Here is a 20,917-nt window from a genome sequence, read left to right as displayed (position 1 = left end):
CGATTACTGCGGAATCCATTGACGCAAAAATGAACGTTCACTACGTTCCCTTCCACTCCCCACGACGAGGGTGCGTTTCTGTTGGCGGGTGCCCAGGCGCTGGCCGATGGTACGGGCGAGTGCTTCGCGGGCGGAGCGCAGGGGGCCGTCGGCGACCTCGTGCACCACCGCCCGCTGCAGCGGGGCGGAGTGCAGGTGGGCAGGCAGGGCCAGCACGGCGTCGGCGGGGTGCAGGTTCGCAGACTTCGGGGCGCGGTAGGCGATGCGGGAGACTTCCACCGGACCCACCGTGGTGAGGAGTTGGCGGGTGTGCCCGGGCTCGGCCCTCCTGCGGGCCACCTGGTCGGCCCCGGTCACCACGGCGAGGCGTTCCTCCCGGCGGGCGGCGGCGTCCAGGTAGTCCTGCATCGCGATGCGCTGGAGCTCGCGTCCGGACTGGGTGAGGTAGTCCTCGAGCCGCTCCTGGGTGCATGCGGCCATGTCTGTGTCACTCAAACGGGCGATCATCGGCTCGAGTTGGGCACGTGAGGCCGCGTAGTCGTCATGGACGGGGACTGGCTGGGGTAGGTTGCCACCGGGTTCCTTCTTGTGCTGAGCGGCTTTCATTCACCCGGGCAACACAAGAAGGACCCGTCCACGCACGGCAGTTCACCCGCCTGCCGCGGCCGGCACACGCGCCAGGGCGAACAGGCCCCCGTGTCAAGCCCTGGGTTTCGTGGATACTGCGTTAGCTGGTTTTCTGGAGTGACGTACGGGGTTCGGCCGCGAGGTAGTGGGCGGCCTCGTGTTCGGCGGGGGTGATGTGGCCGAGTTCGCCGTGGAGGCGGCGCTGGTTGAACCCGTCGATGTACTCGGCGACCGCGATCTCGATGTCGTTGATGCCGGTCCACGGCCCCTTGTTCCGGATCAGTTCGGCCTTGAACAGGCTGTTGAACGCCTCGGCCAGGGCGTTGTCATACGAGTCGCCCTTGGAGCCGACCGAGGCCACGGCGGCCTCATGTTCGAGACTTCGGTGTGGCGCAGAGCTCGGTATTGGACTCCGCGGTCCGAGTGGTGCGTGAGGCCGGTGAGGTCGGCGCCGGTGTGCCGGCGGCGCCAGATCGCCATCTCCAGCGCGTCGAGGGCGAGGTCGGTGTAGAGGGAGGTGGCAGCCTGCCAGCCGACGACCATGCGGGAGAAGACGTCGATGACGAAGGCGGCGTAGACCCAGCCGGAGAAGGTTCTGATGCAGGTGATGTCCGCGACCCACAGCTGGTTTGGCGCACTCGCGGTGAACTGCCGCTCGACCGGGTCGGCGGGCCGGTCGGTCTCGGGTGCGGGGCGGGTGGTGCGTGGGCCCTTGGCCCGGATCACCTCGCGCAGACCGACCGCGCGCATGAGGCGCTCGACCGTGCAGCGGGCCACCTCGTGCCCCTCGCGCAGGAGGGCGGCGTGGACCTTGCGGGCCCCGTAGACGCCGTAGTTGGCCTCGTGGATCCGGCGTAGCTCCTTGGTGATCTCCTCGTCTCGCAGGCTGCGGGCCGAGGGCTCCCGGTTGCGGGCGGCATGGTAGGTGCTCGGCGCGGTCGGCGCGTCCGTCTCGGCGAGGACATCGCAGATCGGCTGGACGCCGAACGTCTCCTTGTACTGGTCGATGTAGGCGACCTTCATCGCAGTGGACGGTCCAGCTCCGCGGCGAAGAAAGCCGAGGCGGACTTCAATATCGCGTTCGCCCGCCGCAGTTCCTTCACCTCCCGCTCCAGCTCAGCGATCCGGGCGGCATCCGTGCTGGTGGTGCCGGGCACGATGCCCTCGTCTGTCTCGGCGCGCTTGACCCAGCCGCGCAGGGCCTCGGGATGCACGTCCAGCTGGTCGGCGATCCGCTTGATCGCACCGGCACGGCCGGCCGGATCCTTGCGGGCCTCGACCGCCAACCGCGTCGCATGCTCACGCAGTTCGTCGGGGTACTTACGGGGAGCAGCCATGATCGGCATCCTTCCGGGTCTTCGATGTCTCCATCAAACCCGGGGCGGTTCAGACGCACCACGTCGGGCGCCGTACTCGGGGCGGACTCGAGGTCGCGAAGGCATGCATCATGTCGACGGACCAGGCGTTTCACGGGCCTCGGCGAGGTTGTTGGGTCGGACCGGGGCGCCCTGCCGGGATTGCTCCCGGTGGGTTTCCCCGGCCCGCCCGCCGAACCCGGCGTGCCCGTCTCCGAGCACCGGGCTCTCCACGAGATCATGCCGTTGGGATCGGGTCGGACAGGGCGTCCGGCCAAGGGCTGGGGATGCTGTTGCCACGGTAGCGATACCGAGTGATCGGCACCTTGCCGAGGTGGAACAGCGTGATCCCGTCCAACTCGATGAGCTTCCAACGCCCTTGCGGGCCCCGGAGCTCGCCGGATGGCCGTCCACGTCATGCGGTGCCGGTGCATCACCCAGCGGACCAGCCGCCACCAGACGAAGGTGTGCAGGCGGGCCATGGTGTGCTTGGCAACCGCGTGTTTGAAGTAGTTGGCCCAGCCGCGCAGGATCTGGTTGATCCGGATCAGCGCGATCTTGTAATCGAGATGCGACAACCTCTGGGTCAGTGCCCTGATCTTCCGCTTCAGCGACGCGACCGGTTTGTCGGCGATGAAGGTATAGACGTGCCACTCGTCCGTCCCTCGTTTCCGCATCCAGACGATGCGGAAGCCGAGGAAGTCGAACCCGTCCGCAAGATGGACGATCCGGGTCTTGGCCGCAGACAGGACCAGACCCATCGGTGCCAGGACCGCACTCACCTGTTCGCGAAGCTCTCCGACGTGCTCCTTCGTGCCGTGGACCATGATGACGAAGTCGTCCGCGTAGCGGACCAGTCGCCAGGTCGGCAGGCCCCGGTGCCGTCGTCGTTCGCGATCCCGTCGGGTCGTCATCACGCTTGACCATTGCTCGGCGGCGAAGTCGTCGAGCACGGACAGCGCGATGTTGGCCAGCAGGGGCGAGAGGATGCCTCCTTGCGGTGTTCCGGAGGTGGTCTCGTTCCGCTCGCCGAGCTCGGTCATGATCCCGGCTTTCAGGAACGCCTTCACCAGCGCCAGCACCCGCTTGTCCTTCACCCGCGCTCGGACACGGTCCATCAGGGCCGCGTGTTCGATGCGGTCGAAGCACGCCTCGATGTCAGCGTCCAGCACCCAGCGATATCCCTGGGAACCGAACAGGTGAATCTCAGCGATCGCGTCGTGCGCACGCCGGTTGGGCCGGAACCCGTACGAGCACGGACGGAAATCCGCCTCGAAGATCGGCTCCAGGACCAGCTTCAGCGCGGCCTGCACCACCCGGTCGGTGACCGTCGGAATCCCCAGCCGACGCAGCTTCCCACCGGATTTGGAGATCATCCGCTCCCGCACCGGCAGGGGCCGAAAGGTCCCCGCCTTCAGCGCCGAACGGATGCGGTTCAGGTGCGCTGTCACCCCGGACTCCTGGACGTCGGCGGCGCTTTGGCCGTCGACGCCTGCTGTCCGGGCTCCCTTGTTGCCCGCAACCCGTTCGAAGGCCGTCATCAAGACGGCCGGGTCGCAGACGAAGTTGAACACATCGTCGAACCGGAAGCCGTGACCGGCTACCGCCCAACGGTGCAGTTTGGTCTGCATTCTCCGTACCCGTAGCTCAGCGACCTCGGCCGCTGGCCACGCGACCAGGGCATCCACCCCGGATTCTCCGGACATTGCAGTACCTGCCTTGCGATCTCGCTGCCGCCCTTCCCCATGTGCCGGGTTCTCCCCAGCTCGGAGTACTATGGCGGCTCCGCCCCTCCCACGGCCTGCTCGGCAGATGGTGTGCCCAGCCCAACTCGTCCGTGCTGGCGTCCCGGACGACGGGCAAGGCCGGGGAGGTTCCCGTGTTCACTGATTGATCGCTCGTCGGAGTAGGCACCCGGCTATACCCCCGGCGGCCCCGCCACGGCTACCCCGCAGCACTTCACCGTGGCCTCCCGGACCGTCTGGCAATCACGACCCGGAAGTTGCCCGCCCTGGAAGAAAGACGAGCACGCACCGCAACCAGCCCATATCCGCCAGGTTGGAGCTGATGTCACCTTAGGAGGCTTGGAGCACCGGTTCCTCACGTATACCTCTCCGTCTCGCTTGCCGGACCCGCACCATCTGACGGTTCTGACACGTCCCCGCTTTGTCGGGGCCGCTTGCCACCCTCCCCGGCACCTCCCGGCTCAGGCTGCCCCCAGCTTCACCGTCCTGCTGCGACAGAACGGCGGCGAAGGTCTCCCACCTCCACTCGATCAATCAGCGCCTCACGGCGCACGTGCCAGACGTGCCAGAGATCGGCAGTCTGGAGAGCGTCCGGGGCTCCGGTGCGGGCGCCGTCGGCGTAACAGCCGCCGCGGTCAGGGCAAACGACCCCGGCTGGAGCGAGCCAACGGGGGTTCTGCATCGCCCTCTTCTGTCACAGGCGATCACGAACACCATCGACGCACCGGGACCTCAAAGCGCCCACCTGCACAAACGGCATCGCCCTGGACCACGTGGACGTCAGAAGACGGTTCTGACCACTTGTGCCAGGTGGTACCCAGGGAGGGACCCAAGATCAGGACCGGAGCCTCTTCTGGCCCGTCAAAGCGGTATTGCAGGGTGTTCGACGGTGTCTCACTCACGCCTCAGACCCTCTCACGTATCACGAAATCTCACACGGCCGGGGGAACCCGGCGGCTCCTGCCCCTCTCGGCGCGGCACGTCCGGCACTGCCGGAACCCTCGGGGATCCAGATACGAGTTCTCCGGCGTGTACGCGTGGCCGTGGGGACAGTGCGTCCTCCTGGCTCGCGCGCTCTCCCAGTCCCTGCGCCGCAGAGCTTCCTTCTTTGGCACGGCTTCCAGGTGGTCCGGGTCGCAGCAAAGTGAACCGCCCCGGTTCGAATGGAGACTCGATTCCATGTAAGGATCAGAGTCATGGCACGTCCCTCCTCCTACCCCAATGCCGCGTAGTTGGCGTGTGACGCGATCCGTCAAATCAGGGGAGGTCCAGCCTTGTTCGAGCATGTATGTGCCTCTGCCGACCTTGCGGATCAGCCCCTCGGCCGTCCAGCGCGTCATCGATGCCCGAAAGCTGTGGATGTTGCTGTAGCCGACGACTCCACCGCGTCCACCATGGCGGTCCGCAGCACTTGGTGGAGCGTGAGCTGTGCCCATACCTCCTGTTCGAGACCGGTGGAGTCTGCGGAGCGCAGTACTTGCCCGTCGGCGAGGGTCGTCTCGGACGCACTCGACATGGGCTTGTGGCAGCGTGACCGCGACGGCCCGGCCGCCGGTGCCCGGAGAGCTGGTCCATCACTCGGATGCGGGCTCGCAGCCAGTACACGTCGTTCCGCCTGGCCGAACACCTCGATGCGGCTGAGATCGCAGCCTCCGTCGGCTCGGTCGGTGACGCGTATGACAACGCCCTCATGGAGTCGACGACCGGCCTGTACAAGACCGAGATCATCAACCCGATGCGCCCGTGGAAGACGCTCTCACACGTCGAACTCGCCACGGCCGAGTGGGTCGACTGGTACAACCACCGCCGACTCCACGGTGAGACAGGGCACAGCCCGCCCGCCGAATACGAAGCCGACCACTACCGAGCAACCACGAAACCCCGGCTCACAGCCACCAACTGAGATGTCCAAAGAACCCGGGGCGGTTCAGCCGGCATCTGGCAGATCGACAGCCACGGGGACTGGCGGGCCCGGTCCGGTCGACTCCTGGACCTTGTGATGGACGGTCTGCGCGCAGGAGCCCCTGGGCCGCGGTGAGGCAGCACCTCCCCCGACGGCACAGGAGCCCTGCCCGTTGCCGGCACTTACGTCGTACCAAGGTGCGTCATCAAAGATGGCGCTCCGCCTGGGGCAACCGTGGTCACCCGGCAGCGATGGACGCGTCGGCACCCGCGAGTGCCCGGCGCACCGCGTCCGCGAGTGCGGGAGCCGCGCTCGCGTCGGCGTCGGCGATCCCCACGCCGTAGCGGAACCGCACGGTGGCGCCGCGTTCGACGGTCAGTTCCTCGCTGAAGAACGGTGCCGGGTTGAGGCAGGCGAACTCCTCTGTCCGGGCGAACCACTGCGGCGGATGATGCGGGTTGGCCGTGTCGTCGACCATGAGCACGAGCGACTGCACGTCCGTCTCGTCGTGGCGGCCCTCGAAAGCCATCCACTCCATGCGCCGCCCGCGGACCTCGTCGCCGCCCGTGCCCTCCGCGGTCACGAACTGCCCGCCGGTGAACGACCGTGGGCCCCGCCAGAACAGGCCGCCGTAGCCGGCGTTCTCCCGGCCCTTGGTGGTCGGCGATCCCATGGCGACATCGGTTCCGGAGACGTTCGTCATCTGCGTCTCGAACGTCAGCGCCCAGGCGTGCGGGGAGATCAGGCTCGCCCGCAGCGTCCTGCGCTCCGTGAAGAACAGGTCCCCGGACTGGGTGATCCAGTCCAGGTCGTGGGCGAACGTCGCGCTGCCGTCGGCCCGGTCGAGGGCGGCTATCCGGCGGTGCGCCTGGGTTCCGTTGTTCTCCAGCTGGACGTAGAAGCGGCCGTGGATGTACGTGGGGCCGCCCCAGAAGTTCTCCTCGCCGACGTGGGGCAGCGACCAGGCGATGCCCTTGTGCCACACGTGGTCGTGGGGACGGAACAGGCTGACCACATGGCCCGCGCGGGTGCGCAGGGGGTGGATGTAGGGCTTGGGCGACTCCAGTTGGACGGTGTCCGGCCGGTAGACGTAGCGGAACAGCTCCGTGTCGCCGTCCCGGACCGTGACCGAGGCGTCGAGGTCGTGGGTGATGTCGAGGGAGTTCATGCAAGGGCCTCCTTGACGCGCTCCCACGGGACGGCGCCGCCGTCCATGCTGAGCGTGAACGGGTCGTCGTCGGTGAGTTCACCCGCGGCGACGCGGACACCGCGGAAGGCGGAGGCGTACGTCGCGGCCGCGAACTCCAGCGTGCGGCGTGCGTCCCGCAGGGAGACTCCGGGTTCCTGACCGGTGTCCCAGGCGTCGAACACGGCCTCGATCTGGAGCCGGTGACCGCTGACGACGTCCGGCTCGTCACCGCCGGCCCAGAGTGCCGCGAGCTCTTCGTGGCCGGGTGCCGGTGTGAACCGCCAGTGTTCCTCGCGGTAGCCGTAGAGGTGTTCCAGTTCGACCGTGGCGTACTCGAAGTCGAAGCGCAGGCGCGATGTCTCGCGGGGGGACAGCAGGGAGTTGACCACCGTGGCGAGGGCTCCGTTGTCGAACCGGACGGCGGCGATCGACACGTCCTCGGTGTCCGTGGGCCGCGCCTGGCGTTCGGCGAGCGCGGTGATCTGGGACCAGGGGCCGAGGACCGACAGCATCAGGTCGAACTGATGGATGCCGTGGCCCATGGTGGGGCCACCTCCCTCGACGTCCCAGCGTCCCCGCCACGGTACGTCGAAGTAGTCGTCGGGCCGGTACCACAGGGTCTCGCAGGTGGCGACCAGCGGCCGGCCCAGTGCGCCGGAACGGGCCAGCCGGCGCAGTCGTACGGCCGCCGCGCCATAGCGGTGCTGGAAGACGGTCAGGACCTGTGAACCGGTCTGCTGCTGTACGGCGGCCAGTTCGTCCATCTCGCGCAGGCTCAGCGCCGTCGGCTTCTCCACCAGGGCGGTGACGCCGGCCCGCATCGCCAGGGCGGCCAGGGGCGCGTGGGTCTGCGGCGGTGTGCAGATGTGCACGAGGTCGACCGTCTCGTTTGCCAGCAGCGTCTTGGGGTCGGTGAAGACGTGCGGCACGGAGAACCGGTTCGCGAACTCGGTGGCGCGGGCGAAGTCGACGTCGGCGACGGCGACCAGCCGGGCACGTGCGGGGAGTTCGGCGAGTGCTTCGGCGTGGGCGTGGGCGATACCGCCGGTGCCGATGATGGCCACGCGGTACGGCGGCCGGGGGCTGGGCATGGATGGCTTCTCTCTCGTGGTTTCCGACCCGCTTGCCGCGGGCTCCCCGGGGGCCGTGGGCCGCGGCCGCGGCCGCGGCCCCAGGGGAAAGAGGTCACTTGGCCGCGTCGATCTCGCTCTGGAGTTCCTTGATGAAGGACTTCGCGGCGTCTTCCGGGGAGGTCTTCTTGAAGTAGACCTCCTGGGTGTAGCGCTGAAGCATCGGCTCGATCCCGCTGGCGCCGTTGGGGGTCACGACGGGCGGCTGACCCGTCGTCGCCGTGTTCATGTACTCGGCGGCGGCCTTGTCCGTGCCGGTCAGACCCGCCTGGAGGCGCTGGAGCATCGCCTTGTTGGCGGGGATGCCGCGCTCGGTCTTGAGGATGTCGGCGGCCGCCGGGTCGTTGAGCAGGAAGTCGACGAACGTGGCTGCCTCGGCCGGGTGCTTGCTCTGGCTGGAGACCGCCCAGTACATCGAGGGCTTGAAGAAGTTCGCCTTGGTGTCGCCGACGTGGGGCGGCTGCAGCAGCTTCAGATTCGCGCCCGTCGCCTCCTGCAGCGCGGTGACCTGGGTGTTGTAGGCGCCCATCATGGCCGCCTTGCCGGTGGCGAAGCTGCCGGCGGTGACACCGGCGGTCAGGTCCTCGACCATCGTGGACGCCTTGACGCCGCCCTCGGAGGAGATCAGGTCCAGGCCGTACTTCCACATCTTGACGAGCGCATCGGGCTTCAGCGAGACGTTGCCGTCCTTGTCGAAGAGCTCACCGCCCTGCTGACGGGCCCAGTACTTGACGTCGCCCGCGAAGAAGCCGGGAGCGCCGGACGCGCCGTGGATCTTGCCGCCGCTCTTGTCCGTGAGCTCCTTGGCGATCCTGGCGTAGTCGTCCCACGTCCACGTCTTGTCGTCGGGGAGGGCCACGCCGTACTTCTCGAACATGTCGGTGTTGGCGAGGACGGTGGAGACGCCGACGCCGATCGGCAGCGCGTACTGTGTTCCGCCGACCTGTCCGGTAGCGAGGGCCTGGTCGTCGAACTGCGAGGTGTTGAGGAACTTCTCGGCGTTGCCGAGGTCGTAGAGCGCTCCGCGGCCCGCGTACGAGGCCAGGTAGAGCTCATCCATCTGGATGACGTCGGGTGAGTCCTGGGCCGCGGTCGTGGTGGCGAGCGCGTCCCAGTAGCCGTTCCAGTCCTTGTACTCGCCCTTGACCTTGATGTTGGGGTGCTTCTTCTCGAACGCCGCTATGGCTTCGTTGGTGAGCTGGGCCCGGGTGTCCGCTCCCCACCAGGTGACACGGATGGTGACCGGCTTGTCGCTCAGCTCGGGAGCGGTGCCCGCGCTACCGCCGGAGCAGGCGGTCAAGACCAGCGAGAGCGAGGCGACCGCTCCGAGTGCGAGACGTCTGAAGGGGCTGACTTTCATGTACTTCTCCTTTTGCCTGACACAGGTGTCGGGTTGATGGCTGCGGTGCTCCCGAGCGGCCATGACTCGTTCGCACCGCGTTCCGGCCGTTGCCCCCGCAGTTACTTGCCGCCGGTGGTCGCGATACCTCGGAGCAGGAAGCGCTGCCCGGCGAGGAAGACGAGGAAGACGGGAACCAGCGACACCACGCTCATGGCGAACACCGAGCCCCAGTCGGTCGCGGTCTGCTGGTCGACGAAGGCACGCAGCGCAAGGGGCGTGGTGTACATCGTCGGGTCGGTGAGGTAGATGAGCTGGGTGTAGAAGTCGTTCCAGGTCCAGATGAAGGTGAAGATCGCGGTGGTGGCCAGCGCCGGGACCATCAGCGGCAGGATGATGTGGAAGAAGATCCGCGCCTGCCCGGCGCCGTCGATCCGTGCGGCCTCGTCGAGTTCGCGCGGGATGCCGCGGACGAACTGCACCATGAGGAAGATGAAGAAGGCGTCGGTCGCCAGGAACTTCGGCACGATCAGCGGCAGGAACGTGTTGACCCAGCCTAGCTCCGAGAACAGGACGTACTGCGGCACGATGATCACGTGGATCGGCAGCATGATCGTGACGAGCATGATGGCGAACCACAGGCGCTTGGCCTTGAACTCCAGCCGGGCGAACGCGTAGGCGGCCATGGAGCAGGCGAGGAGGTTCCCGAGGATCGCGCCGATCACCACGATCAGCGAGTTGATCAGGTAGTGGCTGAACGGTTGGGCGAAGGCGTTCCAGCCGTTGCTGTAGTTCTCCAGGCGCGGCTGCGTCAGGGCGAGTCCCGCGTGACGGAAGATCTCGTCGTTGGGGCGGAGGGAGCTGACCACCATCCACAGGACGGGGTACAGCATCGCCAGGACACAGACGACGAGCAGGATGTGCTTGAGCAGTGCGCGGATCCTGCGCCGGCCGCGGTGCGCCTCGTGGGAGAGGGCTGCGGGCAGCGGGCGGGGTACGGCTACGGCGCGGTCAGTCATCGTGAAACACCCAGTACTTGGAGGCCCAGAAGTTGACGGCGGTGAAGACCGCGACGATGAGGAGCAGCAGCCACGCGAGCGCGGACGCATACCCCATGTCGAAGTGGCCGAACCCGCGCTGGTAGAGGTACAGCGAGTAGAAGAGGGTGGAGTCGGCGGGGCCTCCGGTGCCGCCCGAGACCACGAAGGCCTGGGTGAACGTCTGGAAGGCGTGGATGATCTGCAGGACCAGGTTGAAGAAGATGATGGGGGTCAGCAGCGGAATCGTGATGCTGCGGAACTGGCGCCAGCGACCGGCGCCGTCGACGGAGGCCGCCTCGTAGAGGGAGGTCGGGATCTGCCGCAGGCCGGCGAGGAAGATCACCATGGGTGAGCCGAACGTCCAGACGTTCAGGACGATGAGCGTCGACAGCGCGGTGCTCGGCTCGGAGATCCAGCCCTGCCCCTCGATCCCGAAGACGCCGAGCCCCTTGTTCACGAGGCCGTCCGTGCCGAAGATCGTCCGCCACAGCACGGCGATCGCGACGCTGCCGCCGATCAGTGACGGCAGGTAGAAGACGGAGCGGTAGAAGGAGAGGCCCCGTACCCCCTTGTCCAGCAGCAGGGCGAGTCCCAGGGCCAGCGCCAGCTGCAGAGGGACGGAGACCAGGACGTAACTGAACGTTACTTCGAGCGACTTGTGCAGACGCTCGTCGTGGAGCATCCGCGTCCAGTTGTCCGCTCCGCTGAACTGCGGCGGCTGCAGCAGGTTGTACTTGGTGAAGCTGAGGTAGAGCGAGGCCAGCATCGGGCCGAGAGTGATCCCGAACAACCCGATGAACCATGGCAGGAGGAAGAAGAACGCCGCCTTGTTCTGCTGTCGCGCGCCCCGTTGGGACCCGCGCAGCCGGCGTAGTTCGTTGATGGAGCTCACGGCACTGCTCCCTTGAGCGGCGGCATCGACACACAGTGGTTCGGGCCCGTCCGGGGCCACGCGCCCCCCGAAAAAGTGATCGTTCACTCTGGGGTTGCGAGGACCATAGTGAACGATCACTTTTTGCGTCAAGAGTGTGTAGTCTCTGACTTCACCGAACGTTGGCTGAAGGTGGGAGAAGCGGATGGACGGCGCTGACACGGCGCGACGACGGCCGACGATCACCGACGTGGCGCGGCTTGCCGGTGTGTCACCCCAGACGGTGTCGAGGTATCTGCGATTCAACGGCGGGCTGAAGCCGGCGACCCTGGAACGCGTGGAGAAGGCGATCCGCGAACTGGACTACCGCCCCAACCTGGTGGCGCGGTCCATGCGCACGCGGAAGACCGGCCGGCTGGCGATCCTCATGCCCGCCATGGCCTTCAACCCGTCACGCATGCTGGCGGGGGCCAGCGCGACGGCACAGGCCGCGGGGTACTTCGTGGACGTCGTGAGCGCCGGGGGCGGCGTACGGGCGAGGAGTGAACGCCTGCTGGAACTCGCCGACTCGGGACAGTTCGAGGGCATCCTCTCCCTCGCCCCCGTGCTCCCCTCGGTGGAGAACAAACTGCACCAGCGGACAGCCGTGGTGATCTCGGCCGACTTCGACGACGAGATGCGCGGCATCGGGGAGTTGGCCGACGCCACGCCAGTGGTGCGGATGATCGAGCACCTGGCGGCGCTCGGTCACACCCGGTTCCTGCATGTGGCGGGGGACGCGCAGTTCGCTTCCGCGAGGGCGCGCAGGAAGAGCTATCTGGACACGGTCGAACACCTCGGGCTCGAGTCCGTCGGTGTCTTCGACGGTGACTGGTCCGGCGAGTCCGGCATCGAGGCGATCCGGTCGCTCCCGAGCGGTGCACGGCCGACCGCGGTGATCGCGGCCAACGACCTCGTCGCCGCCGGCGTCGTCCGCGGGGCCCGGGAACGGGGCTGGGACGTGCCCGGCGACGTCAGCGTGACGGGCTGGGACAACAACGCGGTCGGACAGTTCATGACCCCGTCCCTGACGACCGTCGACGTGGACCTCGAACGACTCGGCAGCAAGGCCATGGGCAAGCTGATCGCGGGCCTGCTCGACGCGGCGCACGAGGCGGAGGAGGAGACCCTGTTCCGGATCATCTGGCGGGAGTCGACGGCCGAGCCCGCCCGCTGAAAGCCGCCCCGACCGCGAGCGGTGACCACTCGCGGTCCCGGCCGCCGGCCGGGGAGCGAACCCTCTCTGCGAGCCCTCGGTCGGCCCGCACACACCCGTGCGGGTCATGCGGGGCCCGGCCGAGGGCTCGTGACGCGGCGCGCGTGTCCGTATCAGTTCCGGTAGACGTCGAGCCGTCCGCACATCCCGAACTTCCCCCGGGCGGCGGGCTGTTCGGAGCGCACGACGGCATCGGCGAGGTGCGGGGACTCCCCCCGCTCCAGCGCGTCGAGCTGCACCGCGGTGGCCGCGGCGGCGGCCTCGGCGCCCTGCCGCCACCGTTCCCGCCACTCGGCTATGCGCGGCCGTACGAGCGCGGCGGCGGCCCGGTGGAACGCCGCCAGGGCCTCGGGCCCCTCGGCCGCACGCAGCGCCCGGTAGCCCTCCAGGGCGAGGTCACGCCGGGCCCGGGCGACGCGCTCCTGCTCCTCCTCGGGCGCGTCGGCCGGGATGACGGTGGCGCGTGCGTACGTCTCGGGATCGGTCAGGTAGTGCGGGGGCAGCGTGAGGACGGCGTCCCCCGCCTCCGGCAGACCGCTGTTCTGCATCAGGACGGTGATCCGCAGATCGCTCTCATTGACCAGCCGGTGGATGGTCCCCGGCGTGAACCAGGCGACGGTACCGGCCTGAAGCGGAGTCACCTCGTACCCGGACGCGGTCAGCGTCTGCACGGCTCCGCGCCCACCGGTGACGACGTAACCCTCCGAACACGCCAGATGCATATGAGGGGTGCCGCCGCACACCCCGTCGGCGGCAGGCCAGTCGTACACCGACAGATGCGAGATGGCGACGCCACCGGGCAGCCCGGTGTGGGTTGTGCTCATGTTCCGTCAGCACTCCGTTTCAGGATGGCAAGCGCTTTCTACCTTCTCTCAATTTACGTCCGCATGGCTCAACGGGTCAATGCACGGACTAATATCGGGCCGGAAATGTCGAACCGCAGGGAGATTGACGTGGAGAACGGGCTGGCAGGCAAGAGTGTGTACGCCTTCGGTGACAGCATTGTGCACGGACACGTGTATCCCCGTAGTTTCGTGGACGTCGTCGCGGAGCGCGAGAACATGACCCTTGCCAAATTCGCCCGGAACGGCGCGACCATTGGCGTCGACCCGCAGGCTTCCGGTGGGCAGATTCTTGCCCAGATCGAGCAGGCGACGGACATCGCGCCGGACTTCGTCCTCTTCGACGGCGGCACCAACGACGCCCAGTCGATCTTCCGAGACCGACGCTACGACGTGCCCGCCTACGCGGAAGAGCTGGAGAAGACGCTGCACACGATGCAGCGGAAATGGCCGGCCGCCCGCATCGTGTACGTCGCCGCCCACAAACTGGGTTCGCGGGACTGGGACACCCAGACAGCCCTGCGCGAAGTGACATTGCGGGCCTGCCGGAAGTGGGATGTCGCGGTTGCCGATGTTTTCGGGGACACCACGTTCGACACCCGCGATGATGCCCAGCGGGCGAAATACACATTCGACGACCTGGTCAATGGTGTACCCGGCACGGAGGGAACGGGAACCCACCCCAACCTGGCGGGCATCACGGCATTCTATGTGCCGGTGGTCAGCGCCCGGCTGGCACGGATGTCAGCACGCTGACCAGTACGGAAATCAGCCCTGCCGGACCGATTTCGGCCCGGCAGAGCTGGTTCTCCTTTTCAGGTGTCAGCGGACTTCCAGGTGTCAGCGGACTTCCAGGTGTCAGCGGACCGGAACCGTCACTGGCCGAATCCGGTACCGCGCGCGATCCTGACGTCGTCCACGTGCACCGCCCCGCGCTCGCCGCCGTTCGAGTACCACGCGACCTTCGCGATCCCCGGCATCGAGGTGCGGAACGCGGCGTCGGTCAGCAGGCGCCGGCCGTCGAGGTCGAGGTCGAAGCGCTGGTTGACGGTGTCCACGGTGAGCGTGACCCGATACCACGTGCCAGGGGTGTACGTACCGAGCACACGGTCCGTGGTCCCCTCGTACGCGTGGACCTCGCCGCGGGCGAAGGCGACGCTGACGGCCTGGCTGCCGCCGGCGTTGTACAGGTAGGGAAGCCCGAACCAGCCTCCTTGCGTGTCGTTGCGCATCACCCGTGCCTCGATGGTCACCAAGCCCTGCAGCGGGGTGCTGAAGATCCGGGCGAGGTTGGTCCCGTCGGTGTCGCCGCCTTCGATGGTGCGGGTCAGCCGCACGCTCTTGTCGGTGGTGGACGGCGTCGCCACCACGGAGACGTCGTTGTTGGCCGAGATGACCCGCCATCCGTTCGTCCCGTTGGCGAGCGCGCCGGTGGCCAGGCCGTTGAACGTGTCCGAGAAGGCGATGCCGGGCGCGCCGCGTTCGAGGGCACCGATCTCCGGACCGTTCCCGGTCGGCACCAGAGCCCCGGCGTAGTCGAGGCCGCCGTTGCCGGTGACGGTGGCGCCGACGTCGACGAACGGCGATCCGGACTGGAGCGCGAAGTTCGCCGCCGTGCCGAGCCTCGGGCCGTTCACGTCACCGTAGGGCCCCGTGACGCCGGGGTTCACGAACATCGGACTGCCGATCACGGCCTTCGTGTCGGTCGTGGGCCGGCTCGGCCAGTCGGACGAGTAGCCGTTGTTGTTGTAGATGACGCTCGTCTGCTTGTTGAACTCGGGGTTGGAGTTTCCGGTGACGAACAGGTTGTTGGTCAGCGTGACCCTTCCTGAGACGCCGCCGCTCACCATGGTCGAGGAATTGGCATTGACGAAGGTGTTGTTGTAGACCTCCGCCACCGAGCCCGTTGTCTGCGACATGTGGAGGTTCCACCGCTCGCTGCCGGTCACCACGTTGTAGCGGACCACCGCGCTGCCGAACCTGACCGAGGAGTTGCACGCGCAGAGCAGGATGCCGTCGCCGTTGTCGTGCAGGTAGTTGTACTGGAACAGCTGGTTGGTGGTGCCGATGTCGGGGTCCAGGCCGTTCGCGTCGGCACTGCCGCCCATGTGGTGGGTGCCCATGATCTCGTTGTACTGGACGGTGACCCGGTCGGCCATGTTGGTCTCGACTCCGGAGACGCCGACCCGGTCGATCACGTTGCCCTCGACGAGTGCGCCTCGGGTGCCGGTGACATAGATGCCGTTGCCGCCGAAGTCGGTGTTCGCCTGCGTGATGTAGTTGCCGCGGATCGTGACGTCGGTGTGCGGGGTGAAGCGGGAGTCCGTGGCCGTGGCGCGCTTGCCCCAGCCCGTGAAGACGGCACCGGGGGCGTCACCGGCGTACTGCTTCGTCACGATTCCCGCGAACGAGGTGTTCTTGATGGTGGAGTTCTGCACCGTGATGTCGTCGAGCACGGTGGCGGCGCCGGGCGCGGTGATGTCCTGGACTGTGGTGAGGAAGGCGATGCCGCCGGTGTTCTTCGAGCGGTCCCAGCCGTTGTTGAAGGTGATGCCCGGCTTGTTGTTGGCGGTGTTGCCGCCGATCCACTTGACCTCGCCGGTCACGTCGTGGACGTCGACCGAGTCGATCACGAAGTGGTGCAGGGTCTGGCCGTTGTCGCCGTGCACGCCGATGCCGCGGAAGTCGCCGAGGTGCGCACCGGGTGTCGCCGTCGCGGGCGCCGTGTTCGACACGTCGAGGTTGCGGATCTCCCAGTACTGCTGGTTGTGCAGCCGCACGGCGTCGCCGACGGTGCCCTGACCCGCGATCTTCGGCTTGGCGCCCTCTCCGTAGCGGTCGATGGCGATCGGGGCGCCGGCGACGCCGGACCCCTTCGGCCACAGCTGCCCGACCCAACTGTCGCCGGACCTGAGACGAATGGTGTCGCCGGGCTGGAACGTCTTCGAGTTCACCTTGCTCAGCGAGCGCCAAGGCGCGCTGCTGCTGGTTCCGGCGTTGCTGTCGTTGCCGGTCGCGCTCACGTAGTACGTGGTGCCCGCGGCGTAGGCGCGCTGCGCGGGGATGAGCACGATCGACGCAAGCACGACGGCCAGCGCGCACAGTGCGGCGGCGGTCGCCCTTGACGCGACTCTTCGGGTGGCGGTCATTGTCTCCTCTTGTCATCCGGGTGGTGCGGTGGTGGCTCCTGTCGGGACCCCTCCGGCCGAGACGCCGCACAACGGCTCCGGGTGCTGGTTTTTCGCGTCCGGCTCCCGGTCGCGGTGGGGGTCGGTGGGCCCCGATACGGGCGGCGCCGCGGTCGGTCCGAGCCGCTGGAAGTCGCCGGGAGTGCTCATGCCTGTCCCTCAGGCCGATCCGGGAAAACGCATTCCGCGCAGTGTGCCCAGCGGTGATCGAGTGCGTCAAGGTTTCGAGCGGATGAACTCGTCGACCCCGCTGGAACACCGCGGCCGCGTGATCACGGCCCGCCGGTACCGAGCCGCGGGGGGGGGGGGTGGGTCAGCCCACGTGACGCGCCGTGCTGTCGCGCACCACGACCTGCCCGTGCATCATCAGGCGCGCGGCTTCCGCACGAGGTGCGAGGGCGAGGCGGACCGCCTCGGCACCTGCCTGCGCCAGAGGCAACGACACGGTGGTCAGCCGTGGTGTCACGTCGGTCGCGAGCTCGATGTCGTCGAAACCGGTCACCGAGACGTCCGCCGGCACCGCCACCCCGGCGGCCCGGAAGGCCGACATCGCTCCGATGGCGATGGTGTCGTTCGCGGCGAGCACGGCGTGGGGCGGCTCAAACCCCTTGGCGACCAGGCGTCGTGCCGCGTCGAACCCCCCTTGGCGGCTCACCGCACAGTGCGAGATCCGGATGTTCCGCCGCTCGATGCCGCCGTCGCGGAGCCCGGCCACGAACCCCGCGGTGCGGGCGGAGACGTTGCCCCGCCCGCGGACGCCGGCCAGGATCGTCACATGCCGGTGCCCCGACTCGGCGACACGGGTGGCGAGTTCCCTCGCGGAGCCGTGATTGTCGAAGCTGATGGAGTCGAACGGCATGTCGGTGTCGCCGACGATCACCACCCGGCCGCCCTCGCGTTCATAGCCGAGCAGCTCGTCGAGCAGCCGCCCGTCCAGGGCGTTCGCGTCGAGGCGGCTCGACGTCAGGATGAGCGCCCGCGGCCGGAGCGCACGCTGCAGCCGGACGGTGTCGAGCTGGCGCTCGGCGGTGCCGTGGGTCGACGAGACCGTCACGAACGCCCCGGCGTCGCGCGCCTGCCGTTCCATCGCCGCGGCGGCCAGGCCCATCGACGGAGTCGTGAGGTCGTCGGCGACGACCGCGATCGAGTCGTTCGCGCGCCGCATGGCCCGGGCCGAGGCGTCCGCGGTGTAGCGCAGCGCGGCCGCGGCGGTGAGGACCCGCTGATGGTATTCGGGCGCCACCGTCCGCGAGCTGCCGCCCAGGACGCGTGATGCGGTGGTGACCGACACTCCGGCGGCCGCCGCCACGTCGCGCAAGGTGACGGTCGGTCTGGCTGGATGGGGCATCGTGCCGTTCCCTCCCGCACCACGCATACGAGCCGTCGACGCTACCCGAGGATATCTGTGACCGGTCGCCCGCGGGACACGGAGGGCACCGGCGACCGACTCCGCGATGGCGCGGCTCTCCCTGGTGTGCACGGAGTGCACGGTGTCGACGGCCGGCGAGGGACCGCGTACACGACCGTACGCGACAGGATGCGGTGCCCGGCCGGAAGGTGGCCGCCTCGGCGCTGGTCGGGGCTTCACCCGCCAGGCGCGTCGTAGAGGCTGGACGACGTGTCGCCGTCAGAGCGTCGACCACGCGGTCGCCGGCCAGGACCCGGTCGCCCGGCCGAAGGGTGGCCGTGTCGGCCCTGGTCGGGGCTTCACCCGCCAGGCGCGTCGTCGAGGCTGGACGAACGTGTCGCCGTCAGAGCGTCGACCACGCGGTCGCCGGCCAGGACCCGGTCGCCCGGCCGAAGGGTGGCCGTGTCGGCCCTGGTCGGGGCTTCACCCGCCAGGCGCGTCGTCGAGGCTGGACGACGTGTCGCCGTCGGTGGCATCGGCCGAGGGGAGGGAAAACGCATTCCGGCGTGGGGGGGCGTCTTGTCTGGGGAGTGACCTTCCGTGAGCACCCACCCCTTCTCAGGCGGTGTGTGGGCCGGTGCACAATATGCGGCATGGAAGACGGGTCGGGGGCGCCTCTGCGCCGGCGTGGGGAGGCCGGGGCCGGGGAGCGCCAGGCGACCCTGCGTGATGTGGCGCGGGCGGCGGGCGTCTCGCAGGCGACGGCGTCGCGCGTGCTCAACGGCAGCATCCGCAACGTCCGGCAGGAGAATGTGGACCGGGTGCTCGCCGCGGCCGCGGACCTGGACTACGCGCCGCACCTGTCCGCCCAGGCGATCGCACGGGGCTCGACGAACACCGCCGCGCTGGTCGTCAGCGGTGTCGACGACCCGTACTTCTCCTCCATCGCGGGTGGTGTGACGCAGGCGGCGGAGGCGGCCGGGCTCATCGTGACCATGGCGGTCGCGGACCGCTCCCCCGAGCGGGAACTCCAGATCGTCAGGACACTGCGCGGGATGCGGCCCCGCGCCATCATCCTGACCGGCAGCCGTATCGACGACACCGACACCCGTGACGCTCTCGCCGACGAGCTCGACGCCTACCGGGCAGCGGGCGGCAGGGTCGTCCTGATCAGCCAGCACGACCTGCCGTTCCGCACTGTGAGCATCGACAACTACGGTGGAGCTCGGCAGCTCGCCCGAGCGCTCGTGGGCCTCGGATACCGACGCTTCGCGGTGGTGCGCGCGGGCGTCGGCCTCAGGACGTCCCGTGACCGGTGCAGTGGCTTCCTGGAGGGGCTGCGCGAGTTCGGCATCGACATCGACGAGCGGTTCCTGGTCGAGGCCGGGTTCAGCCGCCGAGGCGGATACGCGGCTGCACGCGAGCTCCTGCAGCGGGGCCTCGACGGCACCGAACTCGTCTTCGCCGTCAACGACGTCATGGCGATCGGTGTGATGACCGCCTTGCGCGACGCCGGGCTGGTCCCCGGCCAGGACGTCGCCGTCGCCGGCTTCGACGACATCGGCCCGGCGGTGGACGTCGTCCCGGCGCTGACCACCGTGTCCGTACCGCTGCGGCAGGTGGGGGTCCGCGCGATGGAACTCGCCCTCTCCGACGACGACGCCTCGCGGATCGTGCCGGTCTCCACGAACGTCGTCCTGCGAGGCAGCACACCCCGTCGATGACGGCGCCGAGTCGCCGGCGACGGCGGCACGGCTTGGGGTCGTACGACCCTCAGGGCTACGGCGGTGCTCCCGCCGGTACGGCCGTGCGCCGGTCGACGGGGCTCCGGCGGCTCACCGCAGGTTCCACCTCGGCACCGGCGCACACGGCCCCGTCACCCTCACGCCCGCGCGTCGTACAGCGTCGCCAGTTCGGCGGCGACGGTGGTGAGTTCGTCGCGGGCCTCGGGTGGGCGAGGACTCGACGCAGGCGCCGAGGGAGAGCAGTTCGCGTACGTCGGGGAGGTCGCGGAAGGCGGGGTCGGCGCGGGAGCAGTCGGCGTCCACCGGCTCCGGCGGGGCGACCAGGCGGGAGGCGAAGAGTCGCTGGAAGATCTCCAGCTGTGCGCGGCGGACCCGGCAGTGGACGCGCAGGGCGTCGGGCAGTCGCTCGAAGCGTTCGCGCAGCAGACCCCAGGCGGTGGCGAGGGCCTGGCCGGGACGGCGTCGCACCGGCTCGTCGATCACGGCGGTCGACAGGATACGGTCGGCATGGAACAGCCGCGGCTCGCCGTCGCAGCCGGCCGCCAGGTACCAGACGCCGGCCTTGCTGACCAGCCCGTACGGGTCGACGGTGTGGCCGCGCGGCTCGCGGGCGTCGGCACTGCGGTACGTCAGCCGCAGCCGGCGGTCGGTGAAGACGGTGTGCTGCAGCTCGGCGAGGTCCGCGTCGGTGGCTGTCCCGGTGCCGTGCATCCAGCGGGCGGGATCGACCAGGACGCACTGGCTGGTGCGCTCGGCGTCGCCGCGGTAGGGGATCGGGCGGCGCGGCCATGACCTTGCGCAGTGCGGAGCGTATCGCCTCGCCCAGTCCGAGCGCGTCATGGGTGCCCTCGGCGGCCAGCACGAACAGGGCCCGAGCCTCGTCGTTGGTCTGCCCGGTGACGTCGGTGCGGTAGCCGGGCAGCAGCCGGACACCGCCGCCGCGTCCGCGTTCCGTCCACACCGGGACGCCGGCGGCGGACAGCGTCTCGACGTCCCGGTAAATCCTGACGCCGGATGTCACGTATGGGGGGGGGAACGCTGTCCGCACCAGGTGACAGCGGCGTCAGGAGTAGGACGATCCGCGGCAAGCCGACTCACGAGAAGTGCCCGCAGGTTGCCTCAAACCACCGGGGATTGGCTCTGGCCAGCAGCGCGGCGGGCAACTGCCCGTCGAACGGGCCGGTTTCGTCGGTCGGCAGGAGGAACTCGGCCTGCTGCACCGAGCGTTCGAGGAGGCGCCGCTGGTGACCCTGGTGGGACCGGGCGGCGTGGGCGAGAGCCGCACGGCGCTGCGGGCGGCGGCCGGCCTGCGGGAACGTTTCCCGGACGGAATGTGAACT

Annotated in this window: 15 protein-coding genes and 4 pseudogenes; 6 read left to right on the top strand and 13 right to left on the bottom strand. The window is 68.8% G+C overall.

Annotated features, from left to right (window positions below):
* Positions 1-3: 3 nt before the first annotated feature.
* The 4 genes and pseudogenes from KWI83_RS33125 to KWI83_RS40130 form a co-directional block, all read right to left on the bottom strand.
* Positions 4-495 carry a hypothetical protein gene (locus KWI83_RS33125; RefSeq protein ID WP_218518091.1) on the bottom strand — a complete coding sequence of 164 codons (492 nt, stop codon included), beginning with the start codon at positions 493-495 and terminating at the stop codon, positions 4-6.
* Positions 496-727: 232 nt separating this feature from the next.
* A pseudogene (locus KWI83_RS33120) lies at positions 728-1,964 on the bottom strand (IS3 family transposase).
* A gap of 488 nt (positions 1,965-2,452) precedes the next feature.
* Positions 2,453-3,523, bottom strand: a pseudogene (gene ltrA / locus KWI83_RS33115) (group II intron reverse transcriptase/maturase); the annotation flags it as partial.
* Between the two features lie 1,001 nt (positions 3,524-4,524).
* A pseudogene (locus KWI83_RS40130) lies at positions 4,525-4,629 on the bottom strand (3-oxoadipate enol-lactone hydrolase); the annotation flags it as partial.
* Positions 4,630-5,309: 680 nt separating this feature from the next.
* Here KWI83_RS40130 and KWI83_RS33110 point away from each other — a divergent pair.
* Positions 5,310-5,630 carry an integrase core domain-containing protein gene (locus KWI83_RS33110; RefSeq protein WP_218518090.1) on the top strand — a complete coding sequence of 107 codons (321 nt, stop codon included), beginning with the start codon at positions 5,310-5,312 and terminating at the stop codon, positions 5,628-5,630.
* A 27-nt stretch (positions 5,631-5,657) separates the two neighbouring features.
* Positions 5,658-5,765 (top strand): annotated as a pseudogene (locus KWI83_RS39340) (TetR/AcrR family transcriptional regulator); the annotation flags it as partial.
* A gap of 103 nt (positions 5,766-5,868) precedes the next feature.
* Here KWI83_RS39340 and KWI83_RS33105 read toward each other — a convergent pair.
* From KWI83_RS33105 to KWI83_RS33085, 5 genes are all read right to left on the bottom strand, one after another.
* A complete protein-coding gene (locus KWI83_RS33105) occupies positions 5,869-6,798 on the bottom strand; it encodes a PmoA family protein (protein WP_218518089.1) in 930 nt (309 codons plus the stop codon).
* The gene (locus tag KWI83_RS33100) at positions 6,795-7,910 is read right to left on the bottom strand and encodes a Gfo/Idh/MocA family protein (protein ID WP_218518088.1); all 1,116 of its coding nucleotides are present in this window, start codon (positions 7,908-7,910) and stop codon (positions 6,795-6,797) included. The genes KWI83_RS33105 and KWI83_RS33100 overlap by 4 nt, the downstream gene beginning before the upstream one ends.
* A 94-nt stretch (positions 7,911-8,004) precedes the next feature.
* Positions 8,005-9,309, bottom strand: a complete 1,305-nt coding sequence (locus tag KWI83_RS33095) for an ABC transporter substrate-binding protein (protein WP_218518087.1) — start codon at positions 9,307-9,309, stop codon at positions 8,005-8,007.
* A gap of 101 nt (positions 9,310-9,410) precedes the next feature.
* Positions 9,411-10,307, bottom strand: a complete 897-nt coding sequence (locus tag KWI83_RS33090) for a carbohydrate ABC transporter permease (RefSeq protein ID WP_218518086.1) — start codon at positions 10,305-10,307, stop codon at positions 9,411-9,413.
* A complete protein-coding gene (locus tag KWI83_RS33085; protein WP_308122320.1) occupies positions 10,300-11,220 on the bottom strand; it encodes a sugar ABC transporter permease in 921 nt (306 codons plus the stop codon). The genes KWI83_RS33090 and KWI83_RS33085 overlap by 8 nt, the downstream gene beginning before the upstream one ends.
* Positions 11,221-11,404: 184 nt before the next feature.
* Between KWI83_RS33085 and KWI83_RS33080 the strand changes: the two genes are divergently transcribed.
* Positions 11,405-12,415, top strand: a complete 1,011-nt coding sequence (locus tag KWI83_RS33080; RefSeq protein WP_218518085.1) for a LacI family DNA-binding transcriptional regulator — start codon at positions 11,405-11,407, stop codon at positions 12,413-12,415.
* A 152-nt stretch (positions 12,416-12,567) separates the two neighbouring features.
* Here KWI83_RS33080 and KWI83_RS33075 read toward each other — a convergent pair whose 3' ends face one another.
* Positions 12,568-13,278: a cupin domain-containing protein gene (locus KWI83_RS33075; RefSeq protein WP_218518084.1), complete on the bottom strand. Its 711-nt coding sequence runs from the start codon at positions 13,276-13,278 to the stop codon at positions 12,568-12,570.
* 129 nt (positions 13,279-13,407) lie between these two features.
* Here KWI83_RS33075 and KWI83_RS33070 point away from each other — a divergent pair, with 129 nt between their 5' ends.
* A complete protein-coding gene (locus KWI83_RS33070; protein ID WP_218518083.1) occupies positions 13,408-14,052 on the top strand; it encodes an SGNH/GDSL hydrolase family protein in 645 nt (214 codons plus the stop codon).
* Between the two features lie 119 nt (positions 14,053-14,171).
* Here KWI83_RS33070 and KWI83_RS33065 read toward each other — a convergent pair whose 3' ends face one another.
* The gene (locus KWI83_RS33065) at positions 14,172-16,445 is read right to left on the bottom strand and encodes a right-handed parallel beta-helix repeat-containing protein (RefSeq protein ID WP_218518082.1); all 2,274 of its coding nucleotides are present in this window, start codon (positions 16,443-16,445) and stop codon (positions 14,172-14,174) included.
* A gap of 352 nt (positions 16,446-16,797) precedes the next feature.
* Positions 16,798-17,832 (bottom strand): LacI family DNA-binding transcriptional regulator, encoded by a 1,035-nt coding sequence (locus KWI83_RS33060; RefSeq protein ID WP_218518081.1) that lies wholly within the window; start codon positions 17,830-17,832, stop codon positions 16,798-16,800.
* Between the two features lie 653 nt (positions 17,833-18,485).
* Here KWI83_RS33060 and KWI83_RS33055 point away from each other — a divergent pair.
* Entirely contained in the window at positions 18,486-19,556 is a 1,071-nt protein-coding gene (locus KWI83_RS33055; protein WP_218518080.1) for a LacI family DNA-binding transcriptional regulator, read from the top strand.
* 111 nt (positions 19,557-19,667) lie between these two features.
* On the opposite strand, the gene KWI83_RS33050 is transcribed toward KWI83_RS33055, so the two are convergent.
* A complete protein-coding gene (locus KWI83_RS33050; RefSeq protein WP_308122318.1) occupies positions 19,668-20,417 on the bottom strand; it encodes a WYL domain-containing protein in 750 nt (249 codons plus the stop codon).
* A 263-nt stretch (positions 20,418-20,680) separates the two neighbouring features.
* Between KWI83_RS33050 and KWI83_RS33045 the strand changes: the two genes are divergently transcribed.
* The gene (locus tag KWI83_RS33045; RefSeq protein ID WP_305733708.1) at positions 20,681-20,914 is read left to right on the top strand and encodes a hypothetical protein; all 234 of its coding nucleotides are present in this window, start codon (positions 20,681-20,683) and stop codon (positions 20,912-20,914) included.
* Positions 20,915-20,917: the final 3 nt, after the last annotated feature.

The organism is Streptomyces sp. TRM70350, from assembly GCF_019219825.1.
In the GTDB taxonomy this organism is placed as follows: Bacteria; Actinomycetota; Actinomycetes; order Streptomycetales; family Streptomycetaceae; genus Streptomyces.
Note: the sequence above shows the minus strand (reverse complement) of the source record. Positions and strands in the feature narration are given on the sequence as shown.

What these genes read in the sequence shown, in the direction of transcription:
- KWI83_RS33110 (WP_218518090.1), top strand. Translation starts at nt 5,310, where the DNA reads ATGCGGGCTCGCAGCCAGTACACGTCGTTCCGCCTGGCCGAACACCTC.
- KWI83_RS33105 (WP_218518089.1), bottom strand. Translation starts at nt 6,798, where the DNA reads ATGAACTCCCTCGACATCACCCACGACCTCGACGCCTCGGTCACGGTC.
- KWI83_RS33100 (WP_218518088.1), bottom strand. Translation starts at nt 7,910, where the DNA reads ATGCCCAGCCCCCGGCCGCCGTACCGCGTGGCCATCATCGGCACCGGC.
- KWI83_RS33095 (WP_218518087.1), bottom strand. Translation starts at nt 9,309, where the DNA reads ATGAAAGTCAGCCCCTTCAGACGTCTCGCACTCGGAGCGGTCGCCTCG.
- KWI83_RS33090 (WP_218518086.1), bottom strand. Translation starts at nt 10,307, where the DNA reads ATGACTGACCGCGCCGTAGCCGTACCCCGCCCGCTGCCCGCAGCCCTC.
- KWI83_RS33080 (WP_218518085.1), top strand. Translation starts at nt 11,405, where the DNA reads ATGGACGGCGCTGACACGGCGCGACGACGGCCGACGATCACCGACGTG.
- KWI83_RS33075 (WP_218518084.1), bottom strand. Translation starts at nt 13,278, where the DNA reads ATGAGCACAACCCACACCGGGCTGCCCGGTGGCGTCGCCATCTCGCAT.
- KWI83_RS33065 (WP_218518082.1), bottom strand. Translation starts at nt 16,445, where the DNA reads ATGACCGCCACCCGAAGAGTCGCGTCAAGGGCGACCGCCGCCGCACTG.
- KWI83_RS33060 (WP_218518081.1), bottom strand. Translation starts at nt 17,832, where the DNA reads ATGCCCCATCCAGCCAGACCGACCGTCACCTTGCGCGACGTGGCGGCG.
- KWI83_RS33055 (WP_218518080.1), top strand. Translation starts at nt 18,486, where the DNA reads ATGGAAGACGGGTCGGGGGCGCCTCTGCGCCGGCGTGGGGAGGCCGGG.
- KWI83_RS33050 (WP_308122318.1), bottom strand. Translation starts at nt 20,417, where the DNA reads ATGACGCGCTCGGACTGGGCGAGGCGATACGCTCCGCACTGCGCAAGG.